This is a genomic window from Bacillus sp. OV166 (assembly GCF_900177675.1).
GTDB lineage: Bacteria > Bacillota > Bacilli > Bacillales > Cytobacillaceae > Neobacillus.
Map to the genome: position 1 here is coordinate 2,557,980 of NZ_FXWM01000001.1, position 20,531 is coordinate 2,578,510.

Sequence of the window (20,531 nt, forward strand, 5' to 3'; positions counted from 1 at the left end):
GTCTTTTTACTTAAACCAACCTTTTTTCTTAAACCAGAGCGACATGCCGATCGCTACAAGAATCATCAGCCCAATAGTTGCGAAATATCCATATTTCCATGTCAACTCAGGCATATAATGAAAGTTCATCCCATATAGACCTGCAATAAAGGTGAGCGGCATGAAAATCGTGGTAATAACGGTAAGGACCTTCATTACATGATTTGTTTGGTGTGAATTTATCGAAATATAACTATCCCTGATGTCCGTGGTAAGTTCACGGTTTGCCTCAATCATCTCTGTTAATTTAAGCAAATGGTCATGAATATCAGAATAGTATTCCCTTTTCCCCTGAATCGAAGTCATTCGCTGTGAATTTAAGACTCTGTATATAAGATCGCGCATCGGTGTAATAGTATGCCTCAATGATAGAAGATGGTGCCTTGTATCAAATAAATCTTCGAGCAATGCCTCCATAGATCTTCCTTTTGAATTCTCATCAATTTCATTTAACCGATCCTCAATTAGATAGACAAGAGGGAAATAATTATCGACCATTTTATCAAGAACAAGGTACAAAATATGGGATGGCTCCCACTCTTCAACGTTGGTTGATAAAGTAATTCGCTTCCAAACCTCATCAATTTCAGGTGAAAAGTTATGATGAAAAGTAATTATGTAGTCTTTGCTAAGAAAGAAATCAATTTCTTCCCTTGTAAGCATCTGTTGATTTAGTGCTTGCGTAACCAAAAAAGTGTAGTCTTCATAATAATCCAGCTTTGGTCGCTGTAAAGTATGGACACAATCCTCAATAGCAAGTGGATGAAAGGAGAGAGGGGTCCTTAGGAATTCAATTTCTTCGGTGGTTGGCTGCCCAAAATCAATCCAGTACCATAGAAAATCTCCTCTTATCAGTTCCTCAATTGAAAGGTCTGGTTTCAATTGGTTAGTTTGGGATATCGCAATTGTTCTAATCATGTTAACTCCTTAGTTCGTTCGATTATCATTCCATAAAATGATTATTATGTATAACTTTATCATAACTTTTAATGGTCAATTTTCAAAATTATATAAGGAGTTTCCCTGACTTTATAGTCCATTTCGAAAATGAGAGATTTAATGGACTATAAAGAGGCATTCTAATAGCAGAATGCCTCTTTACTAATTAATAATGGTTATACGATTGGTGAAGTTTCTTTATTCCGCATCGATTGTGGTATATAAACACAGAACGGTTCACTTTCCAGATAATCGCCTGTTACGGCATAAGTTCGAGAGCGGGAACCGCCGCACATTTTGTTGTATTCACAAAAGCCGCATTTGCCTTTGTAGTTATCAGGTTGACGTAGTTCTTTAAATACTTTTGACTCACGATAAATTTCTGCAAGCGGGGTATCACGGATGTTACCACCGACAATAGGAAGTAATCCACTTGGCATAACATCTCCAAGATGGGAGACAAAGGCGAAGCCATTGCCATCATTTACGCCTTTTGGCGCACGCTTCAAGCCATCATGCATGGAAGCAAAATCAGTTGTAATCGAGTCTTCGTAATGAATTTCACCTTTTTCAATTAACTGGTCGCGCGTTTTTTGCTGTAAAACAACCCTGCGGTAATGTTGTGCTGCGGTAGTTTTAATATCATATGGTGCAGTTTTGCTTAATTCATACAACCAACGAAACACCTTTTCATGCTCAGTAGGAGAAATACATGCGTCCATTTGACCTCTGCCAGTTGGGACAAGTAGGAAGATGTACCACATAACAGCGCCTAGCTCGCCAACAAGTTTTGCCATTTGTTCAAGCGAGTCATAATTATAACGAGAGATTACTGTATTGATTTGGAGCGGCATGTCTAATTCATTTAAGTATTTAATTTTTTCAACGGTTAAATCAAATGATCCAGGGGTCCCGCGGAAATGATCATGAATCTCGGGTGTTGGGCCGTCTAAACTAAAGCCCCAGCGTGAGAGTCCTACATCTTTGAACAGTTTCATTTTTTCTTTTGTTACATTCGCTGTGGCACTAGGTGTCATCGACACGCGCATCCCTTTTTTAATTGCATAATCAGCAAGTTCATAAAGATCTTCTCTCATCATACAATCCCCGCCTGTAAAAACGAGCATTGGATTATCCATCTCATAAATTTGATCAATTAAATTGATTCCTTCTTTATGTGAAAGTTCCCGTGGGTCTGGAGTAAGCTGCGCATCAGCACGACAGTGAATGCACTTAAGCTGACAGGCTCTCGTTACTTCCCAAATGACGATAAATGGATTTTTATCATAATCTATTACATTTCTCATTCCATGAGGGTGCCCCATAGCATGTGGATGTCCTTTTCCTATTCCTTGCATCATCATCACCCAAATTCATTAATATTTATAAAACTATAGGTTTATTATAGGTTTATCAACCCACAGTGCATGGGAGTATTGTTACAATATTTCTACATCCTAGTGAGAATTATGTGATATCTATAAAAATCATAATCTTCTTTTGTATTACATTTATGTTACAAAAACATTAATAAATAATGTAAGATTCCATTATAAACATAATATATAGCGGATAGTTACATAGTTGTGTTTGTTATATTTACGGTTTTCTTTGCTAGAATTGGATTTTTTTACCTTGTAAGCCATATCCTTGGGGTTTATTCCATCCTTAATGTTCGTTTATGATTTAGGTACACAAACGAATTGAAGGGATGCTACGATGAAAAAACAACTATTATCATTCGCAGCAACGGCGGGAATCCTGTTTTCTACATTTGTTGGTTCTGCTAGTGCACATGAAAACATTTATAATGTCCAATCGGGGGATACACTTTGGAAGATTTCACAAGCAAACAAAGTCTCAGTCTCTGACTTGAAAACTTGGAATCACCTAACAAGTGATAATCTCTATGTAAATCAGAAGCTATCATTATTAGCACCACACAGCCACGAACTAGTTGCACCTACCTATACGGTCCAAAAAGGGGACACACTTTACCTTATTTCAGTACGATTCAAACTTTCCATTGCCCAGCTTAAATCACTGAATCACCTCACATCAGATACGATCTATGTAGGACAAGTCTTAAAGATAAATGCGGGTGGTACATCAAATCCAGTACCTGCACCAACAGTATCAAAGGCGCAACTGGTGATAGATGAAGCCAAAAAATACATTGGAACATCTTATTTATGGGGTGGCAATACGCCGTCAGGTTTTGATTGCAGCGGTTTGACAAGTTATGTATTTAATAAAGTTGGAGTAACCATTCCACGAACGTCAGCAACACAATGGTCTGGACTGAAAGCTGTCAGTAGCCCAAATCCCGGTGATCTAGTATTCTTTGAAACATATGCTCCAGGTCCTACACATGTAGGGATTTATTTAGGAAATAACCAATTCATTCAAGCGGGATCAAAAGGTGTATCGATTGCAGATATGACCAATTCCTACTGGAAACCAAGGTACCTTGGTTCAAGGACTGCATTTTAATAGATAAAGTAGAAAGGTCTTTCAACATTGAAAGGCTCTTTTTATTTTTTCAAAATTAAAAATATAGTATGATAAGGCTAATCAAAAAAATTGAAGTGAATGGAGTTGTCGGATGTTTAAAAAAATTATTAGTATAGTGATATTGCTAGTAATCATTGCGATTGGTTTTTTTCAAAAAGATGAATTACTGCATCTTGTTAAACAAGGCGGAGCCTTATCGATTTTTATTAGTATGTTATTAGTGTCGATTTGTGTCTTTTTTCCTGTCATCCCGTTTCCAGTTTTAGCAGGAATGATCGGAGCCGTATTTGGAACGGCCCAAGGGATGCTTGTATCCTTAACAGGGGCCATGGCTGGGACGATGGCTTTCTTCTTCTTATCCAGGTATGGTTTTCGCGATTTTGCCCAGGATAAACTGATGATATATCCAAAAGTTCAGGAATACGATGAGTTTTTAAACAAAAATTCCTTTGTAGCAATATTAACCTGTCGATTAATTCCTATCATTCCAGCACCGGTTGTCAATATCATTTGTGGGTTAAGTCATGTGAGATGGCTAACATTTTTTACTGCATCCATAATCGGAAAAGTTCCAAACATTCTGCTTTTGTCGTATGCAGGTGCTTCATTTAGTAACAACAAGCTTTATTCTTTCGGGCTTTACGGCGCCTATATGGTCATCATTATCCTGATTAACTTTGTTATTGTTTATCGAAAGCAGGCAAAGAATTCTCTTGATTAAACAACTTCTTGAATATTTAAATCATTTTGTTCCTCAACGGAGATTAGTTCCTTAAAGAAGCTTTTTAAAATAAGCCATTTAGCTGGATAGCTGTAAATAAAATCTTCGATCACCTGAGAGGAGTAATACAAAAAACAATCGATAGGAACTTTTTCTTTTTTTAAATCGTATAAAAGTGCATGTGGAATCGTGTAATAGTCATTCAACTGGTAGGGGTTGAACTTTACTACTTGAATTTTTTGGTCGTGGATCATCTTTTTTAAAGATTGTTCTTGTATTGAAATACTTTCTTCCTTAGTTAGACCATTTATACAAATACGATCATTGATAAAATAAATACCCTTCATAAACAACACCTCATTCTATTTCCTTGATTGGTATTGTTATTGACAGGGTTTAGGAGAAGTATACTTATCCAGGTGTGGAAATTTCTATAAAAAAATTACCCGGCCATGGGGCCGGGTATTCAAACTAATCTATATTTTAAGGGGGCGGAGGTTTAAGGCTCTTCCGTGAACCTATTTAAATCTTAATGGATAATTATTAATAAATTATGAACGAAAGATTAATAGTTTAAGAAAAGATAAGGAGAATAAATGAAAGATTTCCATTTTTGTGCGACATGCAGGCATTTTAAAGCAGAAAAAAAGCCAGAGGGGATGCACTACTTTTGTAGTCGTTTAGGCTTTGAGACAAAAACGAACTACAAATTTAATTGCTGGTTTCCGAGAGAAAATATTAAGAAAATAATCGATAATGTTAATAAGGTTAGAAAGGAAAGTGATACTTAACGATAAGTTTCACTTTTTTTAGTTTTTGTAGATGACAAATGTCCATTGTCCTTCTTTGATAATCATGTTATTTTCATGAATATCATTTCTATTTAATTGAATCGCGCTTTACTTGAAAGGAGGACTTTCTATTGGCAGCTACACATACTTTTTCAAAAAAAGAGGAACTAGCTAATTCCATCACACACGGAGTGGGGGCCCTATTAAGCATTTCTGCCTTAGTTATTTTAATTGTATATGCATCCCTATATGGAACGGTGTGGCATGTGGTTAGCTTCACGATTTTTGGAGTAACAATGTTTATACTTTATATGTCATCTACCTTGCTTCATAGTTTTCCTGAAGGAAAGGCAAAGGACATTTTTGAAATTTTTGACCATTCGTCTATTTACTTTTTTATTGCCGGGACCTACACACCATTTTTATTAATCGTAATCAAAGGAACACTAGGTTGGTCACTTTTTGGAATCGTTTGGGGACTTGCGATTGCGGGTACCGTCTTTAAATGCTTTTTTGTGAAAAAGTACCTTTTTTCATCAACGGCGCTTTATGTGGTCATGGGCTGGTTAATTGTCTTCGCATGGAAACCATTAGTGAATAATCTATCTCTGGAAGGGATGACCTATTTAGCTATTGGGGGCGCACTGTATACACTCGGAGCCATTTTCTATGTTTGGCGTGGGTTTAAATATCACCACGCAGTCTGGCACCTATTTGTATTAGCAGCCAGTGTTGCTCACTTTTTTTGTGTGTTGTTTTATGTATTGCCGATTCATTCTTAAGTTGTTCATGAGGACAGAAATCAGAATCAAAGAGCGAAATTTGTCCTCATGGAGCGTTCATGAGGACAGAAATTCGAATAGTGTGTGATTAAACATGCCGCATTTTTCTATAGTTAAATGTCTCCCGAGAAAACCATAGGCTCATTAAAAAGCTAATGATGCCCGTGAACAGTAAAACTTCCCCGATGATTTTCATATTTTCCGCAGTGACTTCTTTCCCAAAGATTAATCCTAAAATGATTGAGGATAAAATAGAGCCCAAATATCGGCAGGTTTGAAATAAGCCGGATGTTGTCCCAATAATCTCTTTTGGACTCTCCTTAACCATGGCCACTTGGAGAACAACATTTCCAATTCCATAGCTTAACCCCATGATTGATAAAATAATCCCGATACCCAAATAGGAAGTATTTACAAAAAACAGAATAAAAGCTAGTGCACCAATAATCGATATAAAAGAGCCAACCATAATCGGCAGGTTTACACCGGCCCGGTCGATCCATTTTCCCGTTACAGATGAAATAATAATGCTTATTCCAGACATAAATAACATTAACAAGCCACTCATTTCCACGCTTAAACCCAATCCTTCTTGAAAATAACTGGGCAGCCCGAAAAATAAACAATAAAAAAAGATATTCAAAAAGATGAACTGGATGTACACCATCGAAAGCTTTGGATGTGTTTTAAAAATACGAATATCAATAAATGGCTCCTTGACTCTTAACTCCCTCAGAACAAATAAACCGAAAAAGATGATTCCAACAACTCCCGACAGATAATGAATTTTTCCTTCAAAAGATAACAAAAACCATAAAAAGAATACCATTCCTGCAGCGAAGTACCCGATTCCTAGAAAATCCAAGTTGGAGAATAATTTTTTCATGTGAGCCTTATCTTGTTTGATGTCCTTAGGAAACATATACCACCCCAGCAGAAAACTGAGGATAATAAAAGGGAAATTCACCCAGAAGATGGCAGGCCAATTGCCCCAAACAATTAAGAAACCTCCAATGGTAGGCCCTAGTGCTACCATTGCCGAAGCGAAAATTGATAATACGGCAAGGGCTGAGGCCTGTCTTTCTTTGATATGGTCTCGAATTAACGACATCCCTGCTGGATAAATGGCACTACTCCCAATCGATTGAAACATTCTCATGACAAGTAACATGAGAAAGGTATGTGACATAGGTGCACCAAACGCTGACAAGGCAACTAAAATGAGTCCCGTTAAAAAGGTTTTTTTTCGCCCAAAAATATCACCAATTTTTCCTGTAACCGGCTGTGCTACTGCACTTGCTAAATAAAAGCTGGATATCAACCACGAAACGGTTGTAAAGGAAAGCTGAAAATCCTTCTGTATACTGTGTAATGCTAAGGCGATCATTGATGAATTAAGAGGATTTAACATCGTTCCAGAGGCGACAGCTGTTAAAAATAATGCACGATTTTTTTTCATGTCTTCATCCTTTGCTGGATTTAGAATCAGTTTATTTTTTGCAATATATTTATTTCTATGAGTGGCACATTGAAAATTTATCATTCTAGGAATAGCCTCCAAACTAATATAAATAAGATAGGAATTTTTGAGAATGAAGTGGAGGAGTCTTATGGATGATATTTATCCGATTTTAGAAGTCATTGATCAACCAGGCCAAAAGGTATTAGCAACCATTGTTCGTGTTCAAGGATCAGCATATAAAAGAGAAGGTTCTTCCATGCTTTTTTGTGAAGATGGGAAGCAATTTGGCATGTTAACTGCAGGTTGTTTGGAAACAGATTTGACCATTAAAGCTCAAGAGGTTTTCATCAAGCAAGAAGCAAAAATGTTCCATTATAATTTAGCAGATGAAAACGATATGAGTTGGGGTCAAGGGAATGGCTGCAATGGAACAATTGATATTTTATTAGAGCCAGTCTCTGAAAAATTAACAGAGGATTTCTTTGTTGTAAAAAGATCCTTAGATAAATGTAAACCTGTAATTATGTTAAAAAAACTCGATGAATTGGGGGAGTATCTGTTTATTGAGGAGGAAGGGGATCCGTTTGGCAATTGGTCAGGGGATATTCCTAAAATTGCCTTTACATCTAAAAGTGGAATCATACCTGGAACTGATTCCCTTTATCAACATACGTATCAACCAAGGCCAAGGCTCATAGTCTTCGGGGCAGGACCAGACGCAAAACCGCTTGTTCACCTTGCCGCGGAAACTGGATTTTTAGTTACTGTATGCGATTGGCGGGAAGAGTTTTGTCAAAAAAAATATTTTCCCAAAGCTGAGCAGCTCCTTTTGGGCTTTCCTAAAAAGCTTTTGAAGCAAATTTCCTTTTCTCCCTATGATTATGTGGTCATCATGACGCATCATTATGAGAGGGATCAAGAAATATTAAAGGAGGTACGCAATGAGCATATAAAGTACTTAGGCGTACTAGGGCCGCGGGAAAGAACCAAAAGGCTGCTTAAAAATGAAAATGTCCCAACCTGGATTTATTCACCTATGGGTAAGAATATTGGAGCAAAGGGTCCTGAGGAAATCGCTGTTAGTATCGTTGCTCAATTGATTGAGGTGTGGAGAAAGCCTGTCCATGAAAGAGTGCAACTTCTATGGACCATTCCCGAGTAAGTGGAATTGTTCTTCAGTAGGTAATAACAGTGTTATAAGTCATAATAAGTTGGATTTACTCAGTATAAAATCCACTTAATCATGGTGGAGGGATGAAATTGCATATTATTGGGAAAAGTGTCATTCGCAAAGAGGCACTTGATAAGGTATCTGGAAAGAAGTTGATTTGGAAAGCAAAGGAGGCGCAAAAATAATGCTTCCCATTGATTTTGATTATTATAAGCCGGCCTCATTGAAAGAAGCAGTCGATTTACATCAGTATTTAGATCAGCAAGGCAAGCAACCGATGTTCTTTTCTGGAGGAACCGAATTAATTACACTTGGAAGAATAGATTTAGCCTATACCGAAGCAGTTATTGATATCAAGGATATCCCCGAATGTAATGTAATGCAGGTTAGTGGGGAACAATTGCTGCTTGGCAGTACCCTCTCACTTACAAAAATAGAAGAAGCAAATCTTTTCCCATTATTAACGAAAACTGCCAGTCAAGTCGCTGATCATACGGCTCGAGGGAAGATTTCTTTAGGAGGGAATATCTGTGCTCGGATTTTTTACCGGGAAGCTGTTTTGCCATTTTTACTTTCTGATAGCCAAGTTTTGATTGTCGGTCCAGGAGGAAAAAAGATGGTGCCAATCAATGAGATATTTTTAGAAAAGCTTCAACTTAAAAAAGGGGAATTTCTCGTTCAATTAGCAACAGAAACACGGTTTATCAAAGCACCGTTCTTTAGTTTCAAGCGTCGTCAGCAGTGGGATACTGGCTACCCGTTGATCACCGTAGCGGCATTAAAAATAGGTCAGGAAGTACGTGTTGCAATCAGTGGCTTTTGCCCTTTTCCATTTCGGTCAAAAGAACTGGAAGCTTCGTTAAATAAAAGAGATCTGCCAGCAGCTTCAAGGATTGATGAGGGGGTTTCCAAATTACCAAAGCCTATTTTAGATGATGTAGAAGGGTCACCAAAATATAGGCTATTTGTTTTGCGGAATCTATTGATGGATGTGTTAGCAGTGTTGGATGGAACATGAAGTTAGATTGATAAAATAAAAAAAGGAGGGGAGAGTAACTTGAAATCTCACACAATTACGATGAATATAAATGGAGAAATTCGAAGTGTAACCGTTCGGTCTGCCGATACACTTTTATATGCGATCCGGAATAAACTTGGCTTGACAGGTGCAAAACCGGGCTGTTTAAACGGAGACTGCGGCGCATGTACAGTGAATGTAGAAGGGTGGCCGATGAAATCATGTTTAATGCTTGCCGTTGAAGCGGTTGGAAAGAAAGTAATAACTATTGAAGGGTTGGAGAATACCCCCATCCAGCAGGCTTTTGTGGAAAACTTTGCTTTTCAATGCGGCTACTGCACCCCCGGCTTTATTATGAATTGCCATTCGTTAATACGAAAGCATCCAGAAGCAGGTGATCAAATAATTAAAGAATGGCTGGAGTCGAATATCTGCCGATGTACCGGCTATGCAGAAATTGAAAGTGCATTGAAATCAGTGCTCAAGAAGTAATGACAAAAGGGGAATGATCTAACGAAAAAGGATGCCATTTTATGGCACCCTCGTCCATGATTTATTTTTTTTCATCTCAAAGTAGGTGTCTAGTACTCGGCGGCCAATTTTCAGGTTTGCTCGGTTGTCTTTCTTTCCCTGATATGCCCATGGAACAATAACAGCCATGGCGATTTCTGGATTCGAACTAGGGGCGTAGCTAACCAAGCTTAGGTTCATTACGGGAGGAGGTTCCTTACCAAACCTATATCGCTCCGGCCCGTCATAAAAGGCTTCAGCTGTGCCTGTTTTACCAGCAGGTGAGTAGGGTGCAGTGCTGAAGTACTTATAGGCCGTACCGCCACGTTCTTGCATGACCTTTTTAAAACCTAATCGGACACGGTACATCCAATCTGGATTCACATCAATCGTGTTTAAGACGGTTGGAGAGATTTCTTGTACAACAGGACCTAGTTCATCTTTCCCTTCCTTTGGTTCAAGCATTTGTTTGACCACATGTGGCTGCATTCGATATCCACCATTCGCAATTGTTGAAACATATTGTACCAACTGCATGGCGGAATAGGTATCATATTGTCCAATCACAAGGTCAAGCAAATATCCGGGCAAGTGGCTCTGACCTTTAAATCCGGTTTGTTCATTTGGTAAATCAATTCCAGTTCTTGATCCGAGACCAAACGAAGCAAATGAGTTTCTAATCGTGTCAAAAGCCTTCGCGTTAATATTTAAGGGTTTATCATATTCATAATGCCCTTTTCCAATTCTAATTGCCGTATGAAACATATAAACGTTAGAAGATAATTTTAGGGCATTAATTTCGTTTAACTTTCCTAAGTAGGCATACGATTTTTTGAGAGGAGTAGCTTGAATTTTTAAACCTTTATCATCAAAAACAGTTCCGGGGCAAATTACACCTGTTTTATAACCAGTCAAAATCGTGGCACCCTTGACAGTCGAACCCACGTTATACGTGGTGGTAAAGGTCCCGAGGGCATCATCTTCCATTTCAATTCTGCCAGTTTGTTTGTTTCTGTCGATTTTTTTACCTGACATGGCTAAAACTTCACCTGTTTTTGGATTCATTAAGACAACATAGGCACGGTCAGTGAAAAAAGTACCAGGATATCTTTTAGCTGCCCAAAGCTCCTCCTCTATGATCCGATCAACTTTCATTTGCAAATCCATATCAATGCTTAAGACAAGGTCTTTTCCCTTTTTTCCTTTTGATAAGGGATGATTTTCAATTATATTGCCTGTTTTATCCGTTACATTTTTTAATTTTGATTTATAGCCGTGAAGAACATCTTCATACTGCCATTCAAGTTGGCTTTTGCCAACACGATCATTACGGCTGTAATCCCGAGCCAAGAAATATTCCAATTGTTCAGCTGGCAGCCCTTCATCTGATTTGGTGACTTTTCCTAACACAGACTTTAAGGTCCGGTCAAACGCATAGGACCTCTCCCAGTCGGTAGTAGTATCCACTCCGGGAAGGGATTGAAGATTTTCGCTCACAACGGCCAATTCTTTAGGGGTAACTCCTTCATTTTTAATAATTTGTGTTGTAAATTTGTACCCACTATTGAACTCTTTAAAAAGTGCAAGTACCTCAAGTCTATCTTTATTTATTTCCTTTAATTCTTCAGGTGTTATGCGCTCTAATTTTAACTGATAAATATCCCAGTCTGTTAATTTTTTTGCATAATATAATTCCATTTCATTCTTTGTGATTTTGGCATTAGCACGCTCAGGATTATTCATAATCCAGAAATCAAGTTTATCCCTTTCGGTGACCTTATCTGTTTTTTTATTGATTAGTTTTGCTAATTTTTCAGCGGTTTCAAGCATTTGTTGTTGGCTATATCCCTCGTTCGTGTAACTGATCGCATTCTTTGGTACATTATCAACGATGATCCTGTAATCCCGATCAAGTATTTTTCCTCTTGGGACAGGATTACTGACCGTTACATCTTCTTTTCTTTCTAAATCCCTTTTAAAATTTTCACCATACACGATTTGCACAAAGCCAAGCCGCAGGATTAAAACAGAAAATAGTAAAAAAACACTAAAAAAAATGATATTTAACCGAAAGGGGAAGTGAGACTTCTTCTTTTTCTGTTTATCCAAATTGCCTGCACATCCTTTTTACAGAACAAAAATGTTTACATATATATCCTACCCATTTGTAAATAATGGTATGAAAATTGTTCTAATTCTTTAACTGATGGGATCATTTATCGACAGTATTTATGTTTCTATGAATTTTTTGTCTATAAAAAAAATTTCTAATTTTTTCCCATATTTGAAATTTTAATTTATAATAAATTGGGATGTGGTTGTTTTCTTGAACGAACATCTTTAGAAGCAGAAAAAGAGATTGATTAGGAGGTCTGTATATTATGGAACAGAAAGTGATTGATCCAGCTGTACAAAGGGCAATAGCTCAATTTAAGAGTTTGGATGTAAAAATCACCCATTTTTCAAGTATCATCGGTTTGGCTGATTGGGATCAAAAGGTCATGGCACCGAAAAAAGGTAGAAGTATCTTTGCCAAGGCAACTGGCACACTAAGGACGGAAATTTTTAAACTCTCTGTCTCTCAGGAAATGGGCGACTTGCTAGCGGAACTAACTCTTCCTGACAACTTTGATTTATTAGATGAAGTAACAAAAGCAAGAGTTAGAGAATATAGAGCGTACTACCAAAAATCGAAGAGCATTCCTGCTGACCTTTTTCAGGAATATAGCATTCTAACAGCTCAGGCAAATGATGCCTGGGAAGAAGCTAGGGAAAACAATGAATTTGCCTGCTTCCTCCCTTATTTAGAAAAAATCGTTGAGTACAAACGGAAATTTGTTGAAATATATGGATATGTTGACCACCCATACGATGCGCTCTTGGATGAATTTGAACCTGGATTAACCGTTAAGAGACTGGACCCGCTATTTGCCAAGTTAAGAGATTCTAGTGTTAAACTATTAGAACGTATTCAACAAAAGGGAAAGCGGACACAGGCGGAAATTTTTGATCAATCGTTTGCAATTGAAAGACAAAAAGAATTTAATCGCTTTATCTTGCCTATCATTGGTTTTGACCTTGAGGCAGGCAGGTTGGATGAAACGGTCCATCCGTTTGCCCAAACCGTTAATACTGGAGATGTACGGTTAACAACTCGTTATTTAGAAAGAAACGTCCGGTCCGCACTATTCGGTACAATTCATGAAGCGGGACATGGAATCTATGAACAGCATATCAGCCCTGATTATGAGGAATCCGTTCTCCAAAGCGGGGCATCTTTCGGAATCCATGAATCGCAATCGAGGTTTTTAGAAAATATGGTCGGCCGCAGCAAGGCTTTCTGGATATACTTTTACCCTAAACTGCAGGAGTATTTTCCGAAACAGCTCGAAACTATTTCTGTGGATGAATTTTATCGGGCGGTTAATAGTGTGAAACCCTCATTTATCCGTGTAGAAGCGGATGAGTTAACGTATAATTTGCATATTATGCTTCGTTATGAAATCGAAAAGGCATTAATAAGCGGTGAGATCGAAGCGAAAGACCTTCCGACTGTCTGGAACCAGAAAATGCAGGATTACCTTGGTGTAACACCAAGTACTGATTCAGAAGGCGTACTCCAAGATGTTCATTGGTCATTTGGCGGTATTGGCTATTTTCCGTCCTATTCATTAGGAAATCTCTATGCAGCGCAGATCCTCGTGACAATTCAAAGAGAACTTCCAGAATTCTACAATCATATCGAAAACGGAAGATTTGACCTGATTCAAGATTGGTTAAAAGAAAATATTCATCAGTACGGGAAGCTTTACACCCCAAATGAATTGATTGTAAAGGTAACGGGTGAGGAATTAAACGCCGAATACCTGGTCGAATACCTTGAGAAAAAATATGCAGAGGTTTACGAATTGTAAACTATTTAAGTTTATTAAACATTCAAACTCACATTGACAATAAACTTGAATTATATTATAGTATGAGTAATTAAATATTTCCTTTTTAAAGGGGAGTAGCTGCTACAATAAAGTCGTCATTCCGAGAATTCAATTCTCCGGCTTTATTGGCAACATTTACGTTGTTAGCAAGACCTTTACTGTACTGTAAAGGTCTTTTTGTGTTTTTTTAGGCCTTTACTGTAACCAGTAAAGGCCTATTTTTATGGCGTAAGGGAGTATTTTAAAAAAAACAAACTTTTGAGGAGGAAACATTCATGGACTTAACTCTGTTACTCGAATACGGCTGGGTGTTAATTATCTTGGTGGCATTAGAAGGTCTGTTAGCTGCCGACAACGCATTAGTACTTGCAATTATGGTTAAACAATTACCCGAAGAAAAACGTAAGAAGGCATTATTTTATGGTTTAGCAGGAGCCTTTGTGTTCCGCTTTGCTTCCTTGTTTGTGATTTCGTTTCTGGTTGATGTATGGCAGGTTCAAGCAATTGGGGCACTTTATTTACTGTTTATGGCTGGAAATCATATTTTCCGTAAGGTAATCAAAGGGAAGGCAACAGAGGATAAAGAGGAGAAGAAAGGATCAAAAAAAAGCAGCTTTTGGATGACAGTATTAAAAGTCGAAGTGGCTGACATTGCTTTTGCGGTTGATTCGATTCTTGCTGCGGTCGCTATGGCAGTTGCTTTACCAGACACACCACTTCCAAATATCGGTGGTCTGGATGGTGGTAAATTCTTAGTTATTTTCGCCGGCGGGATTATTGGTCTAATTATTATGAGGTTTGCAGCAAATCAGTTTGTAAAGCTTTTAGAAAAACGTCCAGGTCTGGAAATTGCAGCTTTTACGATTGTTGGCTGGGTTGGTGTGAAGCTAGCAGTTTACACCTTATCACATCCTGCATTGGCTATTTTAAGCGAGGAATTTGCGCATTCAATGGGATGGAAAGTAACCTTCTATGTTGTGTTGGTAGGTATTGCTGCCGCAGGTTGGTTTTTCTCCAAAGACAACAGCACAGAACCAATGAGAAAAGAACAAGAGACTTTATAATTATTATTTCTTTTTAAGCCTTATAAAAGGCAGACTATGATTGTCTGCCTTTTATTATTATTCCTACCTAAGAATATACATTTTTGAGATACTTTTCAAAGTCTCAGTGATAGTATAGACAGTAAAGGCTTAAACTAAGAGCACCTATTAATCGTACAATCACAAATCCTATTTGCCTGAGAGGTTTAAGTTGATGAATTTAAAAACGTATCTTGTTATTGCCTTTAGCATTAGTGTTGTTTCCATAATTGGCTTTAGTTTGATATCCTTATTAATAAGTGATCAGAAAATCATCCATTTTGACCGTACCGTAATTGATATGGTTCAAGGGTCTGAAACATTGGTTCTTACAAATGTGATGAAAATTTTTACGTTTATTGGTTCTGCCCCTTTTGTCATTGTTCTTAGTCTTTTTCTGTTATTTTTTCTCTATAAAGTACTTCATCATCGCTTTGAATTAATATTGTTTGCTGCGGCAATCACGGGATCTGCGATATTAAATGGTATCTTAAAGCAGTTTTTTCAAAGAGTCCGTCCTGATTTCCATCGTTTAATTGATATTGAAGGCTATAGTTTTCCAAGTGGACATGCGATGAATGCTTTTACGGTTTATGGGATTCTTTCGTTTTTATTATGGCGTCATATTCCAAGCAGGTTTGGCAGAGGTGTGTTAATCTCCGTAAGCATGGTAATGATTTTAGCAATTGGAATCAGTCGAATTTATTTAGGTGTCCATTATCCAAGCGATATAATTGGCGGCTATTTTGCAAGTGGGTTCTGGATTACAACGGCGATTTTGTTTTTTCAATATTACCAAGAGAAACGTTATGATAAGAAGAAACAAAGAGAAAAGGGTATTGCATGATTATCTTAATTAGTATGGAGTGATACATATCATCAGAAACAGTATTCCTAATTTATTTACGATTTCTAATTTATTTTTTGGATTTTTATCAATTATGTATTCTGCCCAAGGGGATTACAAAAACGCAGCCATTTTAATTTTGATAGGAATGATGCTCGATAGCATGGATGGCCGAATTGCAAGAATGTTACGGGTGGATAGTGAATTGGGGAAAGAATTAGACTCTTTAGCGGATGTGGTTACCTTCGGGGTAGCACCAGCCATGATGGCATATTATTCCTACTTCTCTGAATTTGGGGTAGCAGGCATGGCCATTTCTGGTCTATTTCCTTTATTCGGTGCCTATCGGTTAGCTCGTTTTAATATTAATGCGGTTAAATCATCCAATAAGTATTTTACTGGTGTCCCAATAACGGCTGCAGGTGGATTGTTAACACTTCTTACCTTGTTCCACGGGAAAATGCCAGCGATTATCCTTCCATTTGCCTTTTTTATTCTGTGCTACTTGATGGTCAGTACCATTAAAATTCCTAGCCTAAAGGATATCCCGCTGCCAAAATACGGAATTATCGTCACACTATTTTTGGGATACGCCATATACCTTGTCTTTAAAAAAGAACAGCACCGCTTTCCATACTTCATATACGTAGCAATACCGCTTTATATAGCTTTTATTGGCTACCAATTAGTTCGGAACAAAAGAAAAAATAGTCCAAAATAAAGAAGGGTGTCAGGCACCATGTGAAATTTTCACATGGTGCCTGACACCCTATTTCTATTTCTATTTCTATTTCCATACTTACATTCCAAACGACATGACCCAAATGGATCCAGCAACGGTTACGAAGGCAATGAAGAAGCCGTAGATGACGTTGATGATCTGGGATTTTCCGTCTTCCCCTTCGTTCATATGCATGAACATATATAATTGAAGGGCAGCTTGGATTACAGCTAAAGTGCCTATAATCCAAACGATGGTTGTAAAAGGAAGAGAGGTTTTTAGTGCCACACCAAGTGCAGCAAAGGTTAGTACTAATGACATGATGAAACCTAACACGTGTGTAAGTGGAAACCCTTTGGTATTTTTAGCCATTATGACACCATCCTTGCTAAATACACAAATGTGAAAATAAAAATCCATACAACATCTAAAAAGTGCCAATATAGACCGATAATAAATGTTTTACGGGCAGTTACAGGTGTTAAACCTCTTTTTAATATTTGAATAATCACCATTGTTGCCCAGCCGATACCCATGCTCACGTGCAGTCCATGTGTACCAAGTAATACAAAGAAGCTAGATAGAAAAGCACTAGTTTGCATTGTTGCTCCTTCGTGAACATAATGGATGAACTCCGTTATCTCCATGAATACGAAGCCAGCACCAAGTAGAAGGGTAATAATAAACCATAATAATAGACCATTACGATTATGGCGACGCATCTCATAGATCGCAAGACCGCAAGTAAAACTACTTGTTAATAAAAGAATGGTTTCGATCATTACATCTTTTATTTCAAAAAGGTCCTTTGGTGTGGGACCACCAGCATACCTTGCATTTAATACAGAAAAGACCGCAAAGAGAGTTCCAAAGAGGACAATCTCAGCTCCTAAGAAAATCCAGAATCCTAGAATATTCATCCGGTTCTGTTCAGTTTGATATTCGAGTGGTAAGGCTGTGTTTACATTAGCCGACATGGCTGTTCCCCCCTTTATCGACGTTACGCCATGCTTTTTCCGTTTCCTTTATTTCGTCAACTGTAACATGGAAGCCATCGTTATAATCGAACGAACGAATGATTAACCCAATAATTATTCCAACAGTGGCTACAAGAGCCGCAATTTTCCATTCAAAGACAAGGAAGAACCCGGCGATGCCAAAGATAACCCCCATATAGATTGGTAAGCCGGAATTACTTGGCATATGGATTTCTTTAATTTCGTCGTCTTTCAGGGTCAATCCTACGTTATCCTTTTTCATATACCAGAAGGCATCAACAGATTTCACTTCAGGTAATTTCGCAAAGTTATAGAATGGAGGGGGTGAAGCAGTAGCCCATTCTAAGGTTCTTGCATCCCATGGGTCGTTTGAAATATTACGGTCCGCATAGCGTGCACTCCAATAAATGTTATAGCAAAGAGCACCAAATCCGATAGCTAAAATCACTGCGCCAATGGTAGATAACATGAATAATGGTGCATAGCCTGATTCAGCTGAATACGTGTATGAACGGCGGACAGCACCGTTTAAGCCTAGGAAAAACATCGGCATAAACGTTAAGTTAAATCCAATCGTAAAGAACCAGAAATGAATTTTACCGATTTTTTCATTTAGCATATGTCCGAACATTTTTGGCCACCAGTAATATAACCCGGCAAACACCGCAAACACAACACCAGGAATTAACACATAGTGGAAGTGAGCGACAAGGAATAGGGTATTGTGATATTGATAATCTGCAGCACCCATGGCAAGCATTACCCCAGTTACACCACCAATGATAAAGCAAGGAATGAATGCAAGCGCCCACAGCATCGCTGTTGTAAACTCGATTCGACCTTTTCTCATCGTGAATAACCAGTTAAACATTTTGACACCCGTTGGAATAGCAATCATCATCGTCGTAATGGAGAAAACAGAGTTGACTCCTGGTCCGGCTCCCATCGTAAAGAAGTGGTGAACCCAAACAAGCATACTTAATAACGCAATTCCAACAATGGAGAATACCATTGATTTATAACCGAACAGCATTTTTCTAGAAAAGGTTGAAATAACCTCAGAGAACATCCCGAATGCTGGAAGAACAACGATATATACTTCAGGGTGACCCCATAACCAGAATAAGTTGGCCCACATCATATCCATACCGCCACCGCTTAGGGTGAAGAAGTGCGTTCCAAAGATCCGGTCAAAGGTCATCAAGGCAAGTGCAACAGTGAAAATTGGAAAGGAAGCCACAATAATGACAGATGCAATGAATGAAGTCCAAGTAAACATTGGCATTTTCATTAGTGTCATACCTTTAGTTCTCATTTTTAAGATAGTTACGATAAAATTAATTCCTGTCATTAACGTACCAATCCCGGCAATTTGCAGGGCAATAGCGTAATAGTTATTTCCGATCCCAGGAGTAAATTCTTTACCTGCAAGAGGGAAGTAGGCTGTCCAGCCGGCATCCGGGGACCCTCCAATAACAAACGAAATATTAAACAACATAGCACCACTAAAGAACAACCAGAAGCTTAGCGCGTTAAGTTGAGGGAATGCCACGTCACGCGCGCCAATTTGTAGCGGGATTACCACGTTCATTAAACCAATTAATAATGGCATTGCCGCAAACAAAATCATGATCACACCGTGTGTGGTAAAAATTTCATTGTAATGCTGCGCATCTAAAAATTTCATCTCTGGACGAGAGGTTTGAGCCTTCATTAAAAGACCATCTACGCCTCCCCGGAAAAACATCAGCACACCAGAAAGGATGTACATAATCCCAATTCGTTTATGATCAACGGTTGTTAACCATTCTCTCCAAAGCCATTTCCATTTCTTTAAATAGGTAACCCCTGCTACAATTCCTATCATTGTTAATAGAATAGCAATCTGAGAACCTAGTATTAATGGGTTGCCGACAATAAAAAAGTCATGCCAATTAATGCCCATCGTGCTCACCTCCATCTGATTTTTCGCCCATGTCCATAGAATGCCCATTTGTTTCTTTCTCTTTAAAAATCTTTCCTTTGACGCCATGTACTTCGTACAATTCAGGATTTGTATAAGTTTTAGAATTCATATCAGCATGATTTACCCAGGCTAGATGAGTTCCAAGGAATGTTTCACGACCTAAGTGTGTAGGTTTTAGAAGTTGATTGTATTTCTTTTCTGTTAACTTAGGGGCAGTATCTTTGACATCCTTAACCCACTTTTCAAAGGCTTGCGGGGATTTCGCTTCAACTGTAAATTCCATTTCTGCATATCCCTTGCCGTTAAAGTTTGTATTTCTACCTAGAAATTCTCCAGGCTTGTCTGCTGTGAGATACAACTCTGTCTCCATTTTGTTCATGGTATACTTTTGACCACCTAAAGCAGGAACCCAGAAGGATTGCATTGTACCAGCAGAGGTTAACTTAAACTGTACCGGAGTGCCAGCAGGAATATTCACATAGTTCACTGTCTCGATCCCTTGTTCTGGATAGCTAAAAATCCACTTCCAATCAGCTGATGTTACATTAATGGTAATAGGTTTTTTATTTTCATACCCGGCAGGTACTTTCTCTAATTTATATATTGTTTTAACAGTTGGAATCGTTAAAGCAATGACAATCAGAATAGGAATGACAGTCCAAATAATCTCTAATTTTGTACTTCCGTGTTCTTCAGGCGGTTCGTAATCTGCATTTTCAGGTTTCGCACGATATTTCCAAATGATATATCCAAATAAACCGAATACAACGACAACCACCAACAGCATAAAAATAAGTGACCAGTTAATTAATTCTAGAATGTCACGTGCGGCAGGGCCTTTTGGATCAAAGACGACCATATTCGTACAGCCGCTTAAAAGTAAAGTTGGTACTAAAGCTAACAGTGGAATGATGTAGCTTTTTTTAAACATGAATATTTCTCCCTTCTAGAATGTTCATTTTTTGATATGATTATCGTGAATTCATTCACAAACAAAACAAGACTAATTCCTTCCTTCATTGTAATAGATGTAAG

General features: G+C 38.1%; 18 protein-coding genes and 1 pseudogene. 10 read left to right on the forward strand and 9 right to left on the reverse strand.

The window, feature by feature from the left end; genetic code table 11:
* Window positions 1-6: 6 nt before the first annotated feature.
* Together corA and CCK98_RS12165 are read right to left on the reverse strand one after the other, a co-directional pair.
* A complete protein-coding gene (gene corA / locus CCK98_RS12160) occupies window positions 7-957 on the reverse strand; it encodes a magnesium/cobalt transporter CorA (RefSeq protein ID WP_088086825.1) in 951 nt (316 codons plus the stop codon).
* A gap of 197 nt (window positions 958-1,154) precedes the next feature.
* Window positions 1,155-2,285: a TIGR04053 family radical SAM/SPASM domain-containing protein gene (locus tag CCK98_RS12165; RefSeq protein WP_256942325.1), complete on the reverse strand. Its 1,131-nt coding sequence runs from the start codon at window positions 2,283-2,285 to the stop codon at window positions 1,155-1,157.
* Window positions 2,286-2,697: 412 nt separating this feature from the next.
* Here CCK98_RS12165 and CCK98_RS12170 point away from each other — a divergent pair, with 412 nt between their 5' ends.
* Entirely contained in the window at window positions 2,698-3,471 is a 774-nt protein-coding gene (locus CCK98_RS12170) for a C40 family peptidase (RefSeq protein ID WP_088086826.1), read from the forward strand.
* A 112-nt stretch (window positions 3,472-3,583) separates the two neighbouring features.
* On the forward strand, window positions 3,584-4,213 hold the full coding sequence (locus tag CCK98_RS12175; protein ID WP_088086827.1) for a TVP38/TMEM64 family protein: 630 nt from the start codon (window positions 3,584-3,586) through the stop codon (window positions 4,211-4,213).
* Here CCK98_RS12175 and CCK98_RS12180 read toward each other — a convergent pair.
* Window positions 4,210-4,560, reverse strand: coding sequence for a hypothetical protein (locus CCK98_RS12180; protein ID WP_088086828.1), 351 nt, complete (start codon window positions 4,558-4,560; stop codon window positions 4,210-4,212). The two genes, CCK98_RS12175 and CCK98_RS12180, sit on opposite strands and share 4 nt — an antisense overlap.
* Before the next feature lie 575 nt (window positions 4,561-5,135).
* On the opposite strand from CCK98_RS12180, the gene CCK98_RS12190 reads away from it, so the two are divergent.
* On the forward strand, window positions 5,136-5,786 hold the full coding sequence (locus CCK98_RS12190; RefSeq protein ID WP_088086830.1) for a hemolysin III family protein: 651 nt from the start codon (window positions 5,136-5,138) through the stop codon (window positions 5,784-5,786).
* Between the two features lie 88 nt (window positions 5,787-5,874).
* Here CCK98_RS12190 and CCK98_RS12195 read toward each other — a convergent pair whose 3' ends face one another.
* On the reverse strand, window positions 5,875-7,245 hold the full coding sequence (locus CCK98_RS12195; protein ID WP_088090384.1) for an MFS transporter: 1,371 nt from the start codon (window positions 7,243-7,245) through the stop codon (window positions 5,875-5,877).
* Window positions 7,246-7,396: 151 nt separating this feature from the next.
* On the opposite strand from CCK98_RS12195, the gene CCK98_RS12200 reads away from it, so the two are divergent.
* The 3 genes from CCK98_RS12200 to CCK98_RS12210 all read left to right on the forward strand — a co-directional run bounded on the left by CCK98_RS12200 (window position 7,397) and on the right by CCK98_RS12210 (window position 9,929).
* Complete coding sequence (locus tag CCK98_RS12200) at window positions 7,397-8,410, forward strand: XdhC family protein (protein ID WP_088086831.1); 1,014 nt, start codon at window positions 7,397-7,399, stop codon at window positions 8,408-8,410.
* A 193-nt stretch (window positions 8,411-8,603) separates the two neighbouring features.
* Window positions 8,604-9,437: a xanthine dehydrogenase family protein subunit M gene (locus CCK98_RS12205; RefSeq protein WP_088086832.1), complete on the forward strand. Its 834-nt coding sequence runs from the start codon at window positions 8,604-8,606 to the stop codon at window positions 9,435-9,437.
* A gap of 60 nt (window positions 9,438-9,497) precedes the next feature.
* The gene (locus CCK98_RS12210) at window positions 9,498-9,929 is read left to right on the forward strand and encodes a (2Fe-2S)-binding protein (protein ID WP_088090385.1); all 432 of its coding nucleotides are present in this window, start codon (window positions 9,498-9,500) and stop codon (window positions 9,927-9,929) included.
* A gap of 39 nt (window positions 9,930-9,968) precedes the next feature.
* On the opposite strand, the gene CCK98_RS12215 is transcribed toward CCK98_RS12210, so the two are convergent.
* On the reverse strand, window positions 9,969-12,056 hold the full coding sequence (locus CCK98_RS12215; RefSeq protein WP_088086833.1) for a penicillin-binding protein 2: 2,088 nt from the start codon (window positions 12,054-12,056) through the stop codon (window positions 9,969-9,971).
* 272 nt (window positions 12,057-12,328) lie between these two features.
* On the opposite strand from CCK98_RS12215, the gene CCK98_RS12220 reads away from it, so the two are divergent.
* From CCK98_RS12220 to pssA, 4 genes and pseudogenes are all read left to right on the forward strand, one after another.
* Window positions 12,329-13,861 carry a carboxypeptidase M32 gene (locus CCK98_RS12220; RefSeq protein ID WP_088086834.1) on the forward strand — a complete coding sequence of 511 codons (1,533 nt, stop codon included), beginning with the start codon at window positions 12,329-12,331 and terminating at the stop codon, window positions 13,859-13,861.
* Window positions 13,862-14,139: 278 nt separating this feature from the next.
* Window positions 14,140-14,946: pseudogene (locus tag CCK98_RS12225) on the forward strand (TerC family protein); the annotation flags it as partial.
* A 193-nt stretch (window positions 14,947-15,139) separates the two neighbouring features.
* Window positions 15,140-15,811 (forward strand): phosphatase PAP2 family protein, encoded by a 672-nt coding sequence (locus tag CCK98_RS12230; protein ID WP_088086836.1) that lies wholly within the window; start codon window positions 15,140-15,142, stop codon window positions 15,809-15,811.
* Between the two features lie 94 nt (window positions 15,812-15,905).
* The gene (gene pssA, locus CCK98_RS12235; protein WP_251026664.1) at window positions 15,906-16,532 is read left to right on the forward strand and encodes a CDP-diacylglycerol--serine O-phosphatidyltransferase; all 627 of its coding nucleotides are present in this window, start codon (window positions 15,906-15,908) and stop codon (window positions 16,530-16,532) included.
* Window positions 16,533-16,610: 78 nt separating this feature from the next.
* Here pssA and qoxD read toward each other — a convergent pair whose 3' ends face one another.
* The 4 genes from qoxD to qoxA are packed head-to-tail and all read right to left on the reverse strand — an operon-like array spanning window position 16,611 to window position 20,427.
* Window positions 16,611-16,904 carry a cytochrome aa3 quinol oxidase subunit IV gene (gene qoxD, locus CCK98_RS12240; RefSeq protein WP_088086837.1) on the reverse strand — a complete coding sequence of 98 codons (294 nt, stop codon included), beginning with the start codon at window positions 16,902-16,904 and terminating at the stop codon, window positions 16,611-16,613.
* Window positions 16,904-17,509: a cytochrome aa3 quinol oxidase subunit III gene (qoxC, locus tag CCK98_RS12245; protein WP_088086838.1), complete on the reverse strand. Its 606-nt coding sequence runs from the start codon at window positions 17,507-17,509 to the stop codon at window positions 16,904-16,906. Before qoxC ends, qoxD begins: the two co-directional genes overlap by 1 nt.
* A complete protein-coding gene (gene qoxB, locus CCK98_RS12250; RefSeq protein ID WP_088086839.1) occupies window positions 17,499-19,475 on the reverse strand; it encodes a cytochrome aa3 quinol oxidase subunit I in 1,977 nt (658 codons plus the stop codon). Before qoxB ends, qoxC begins: the two co-directional genes overlap by 11 nt.
* Window positions 19,465-20,427: a cytochrome aa3 quinol oxidase subunit II gene (qoxA, locus tag CCK98_RS12255; protein ID WP_088086840.1), complete on the reverse strand. Its 963-nt coding sequence runs from the start codon at window positions 20,425-20,427 to the stop codon at window positions 19,465-19,467. The genes qoxB and qoxA overlap by 11 nt, the downstream gene beginning before the upstream one ends.
* Window positions 20,428-20,531: the final 104 nt, after the last annotated feature.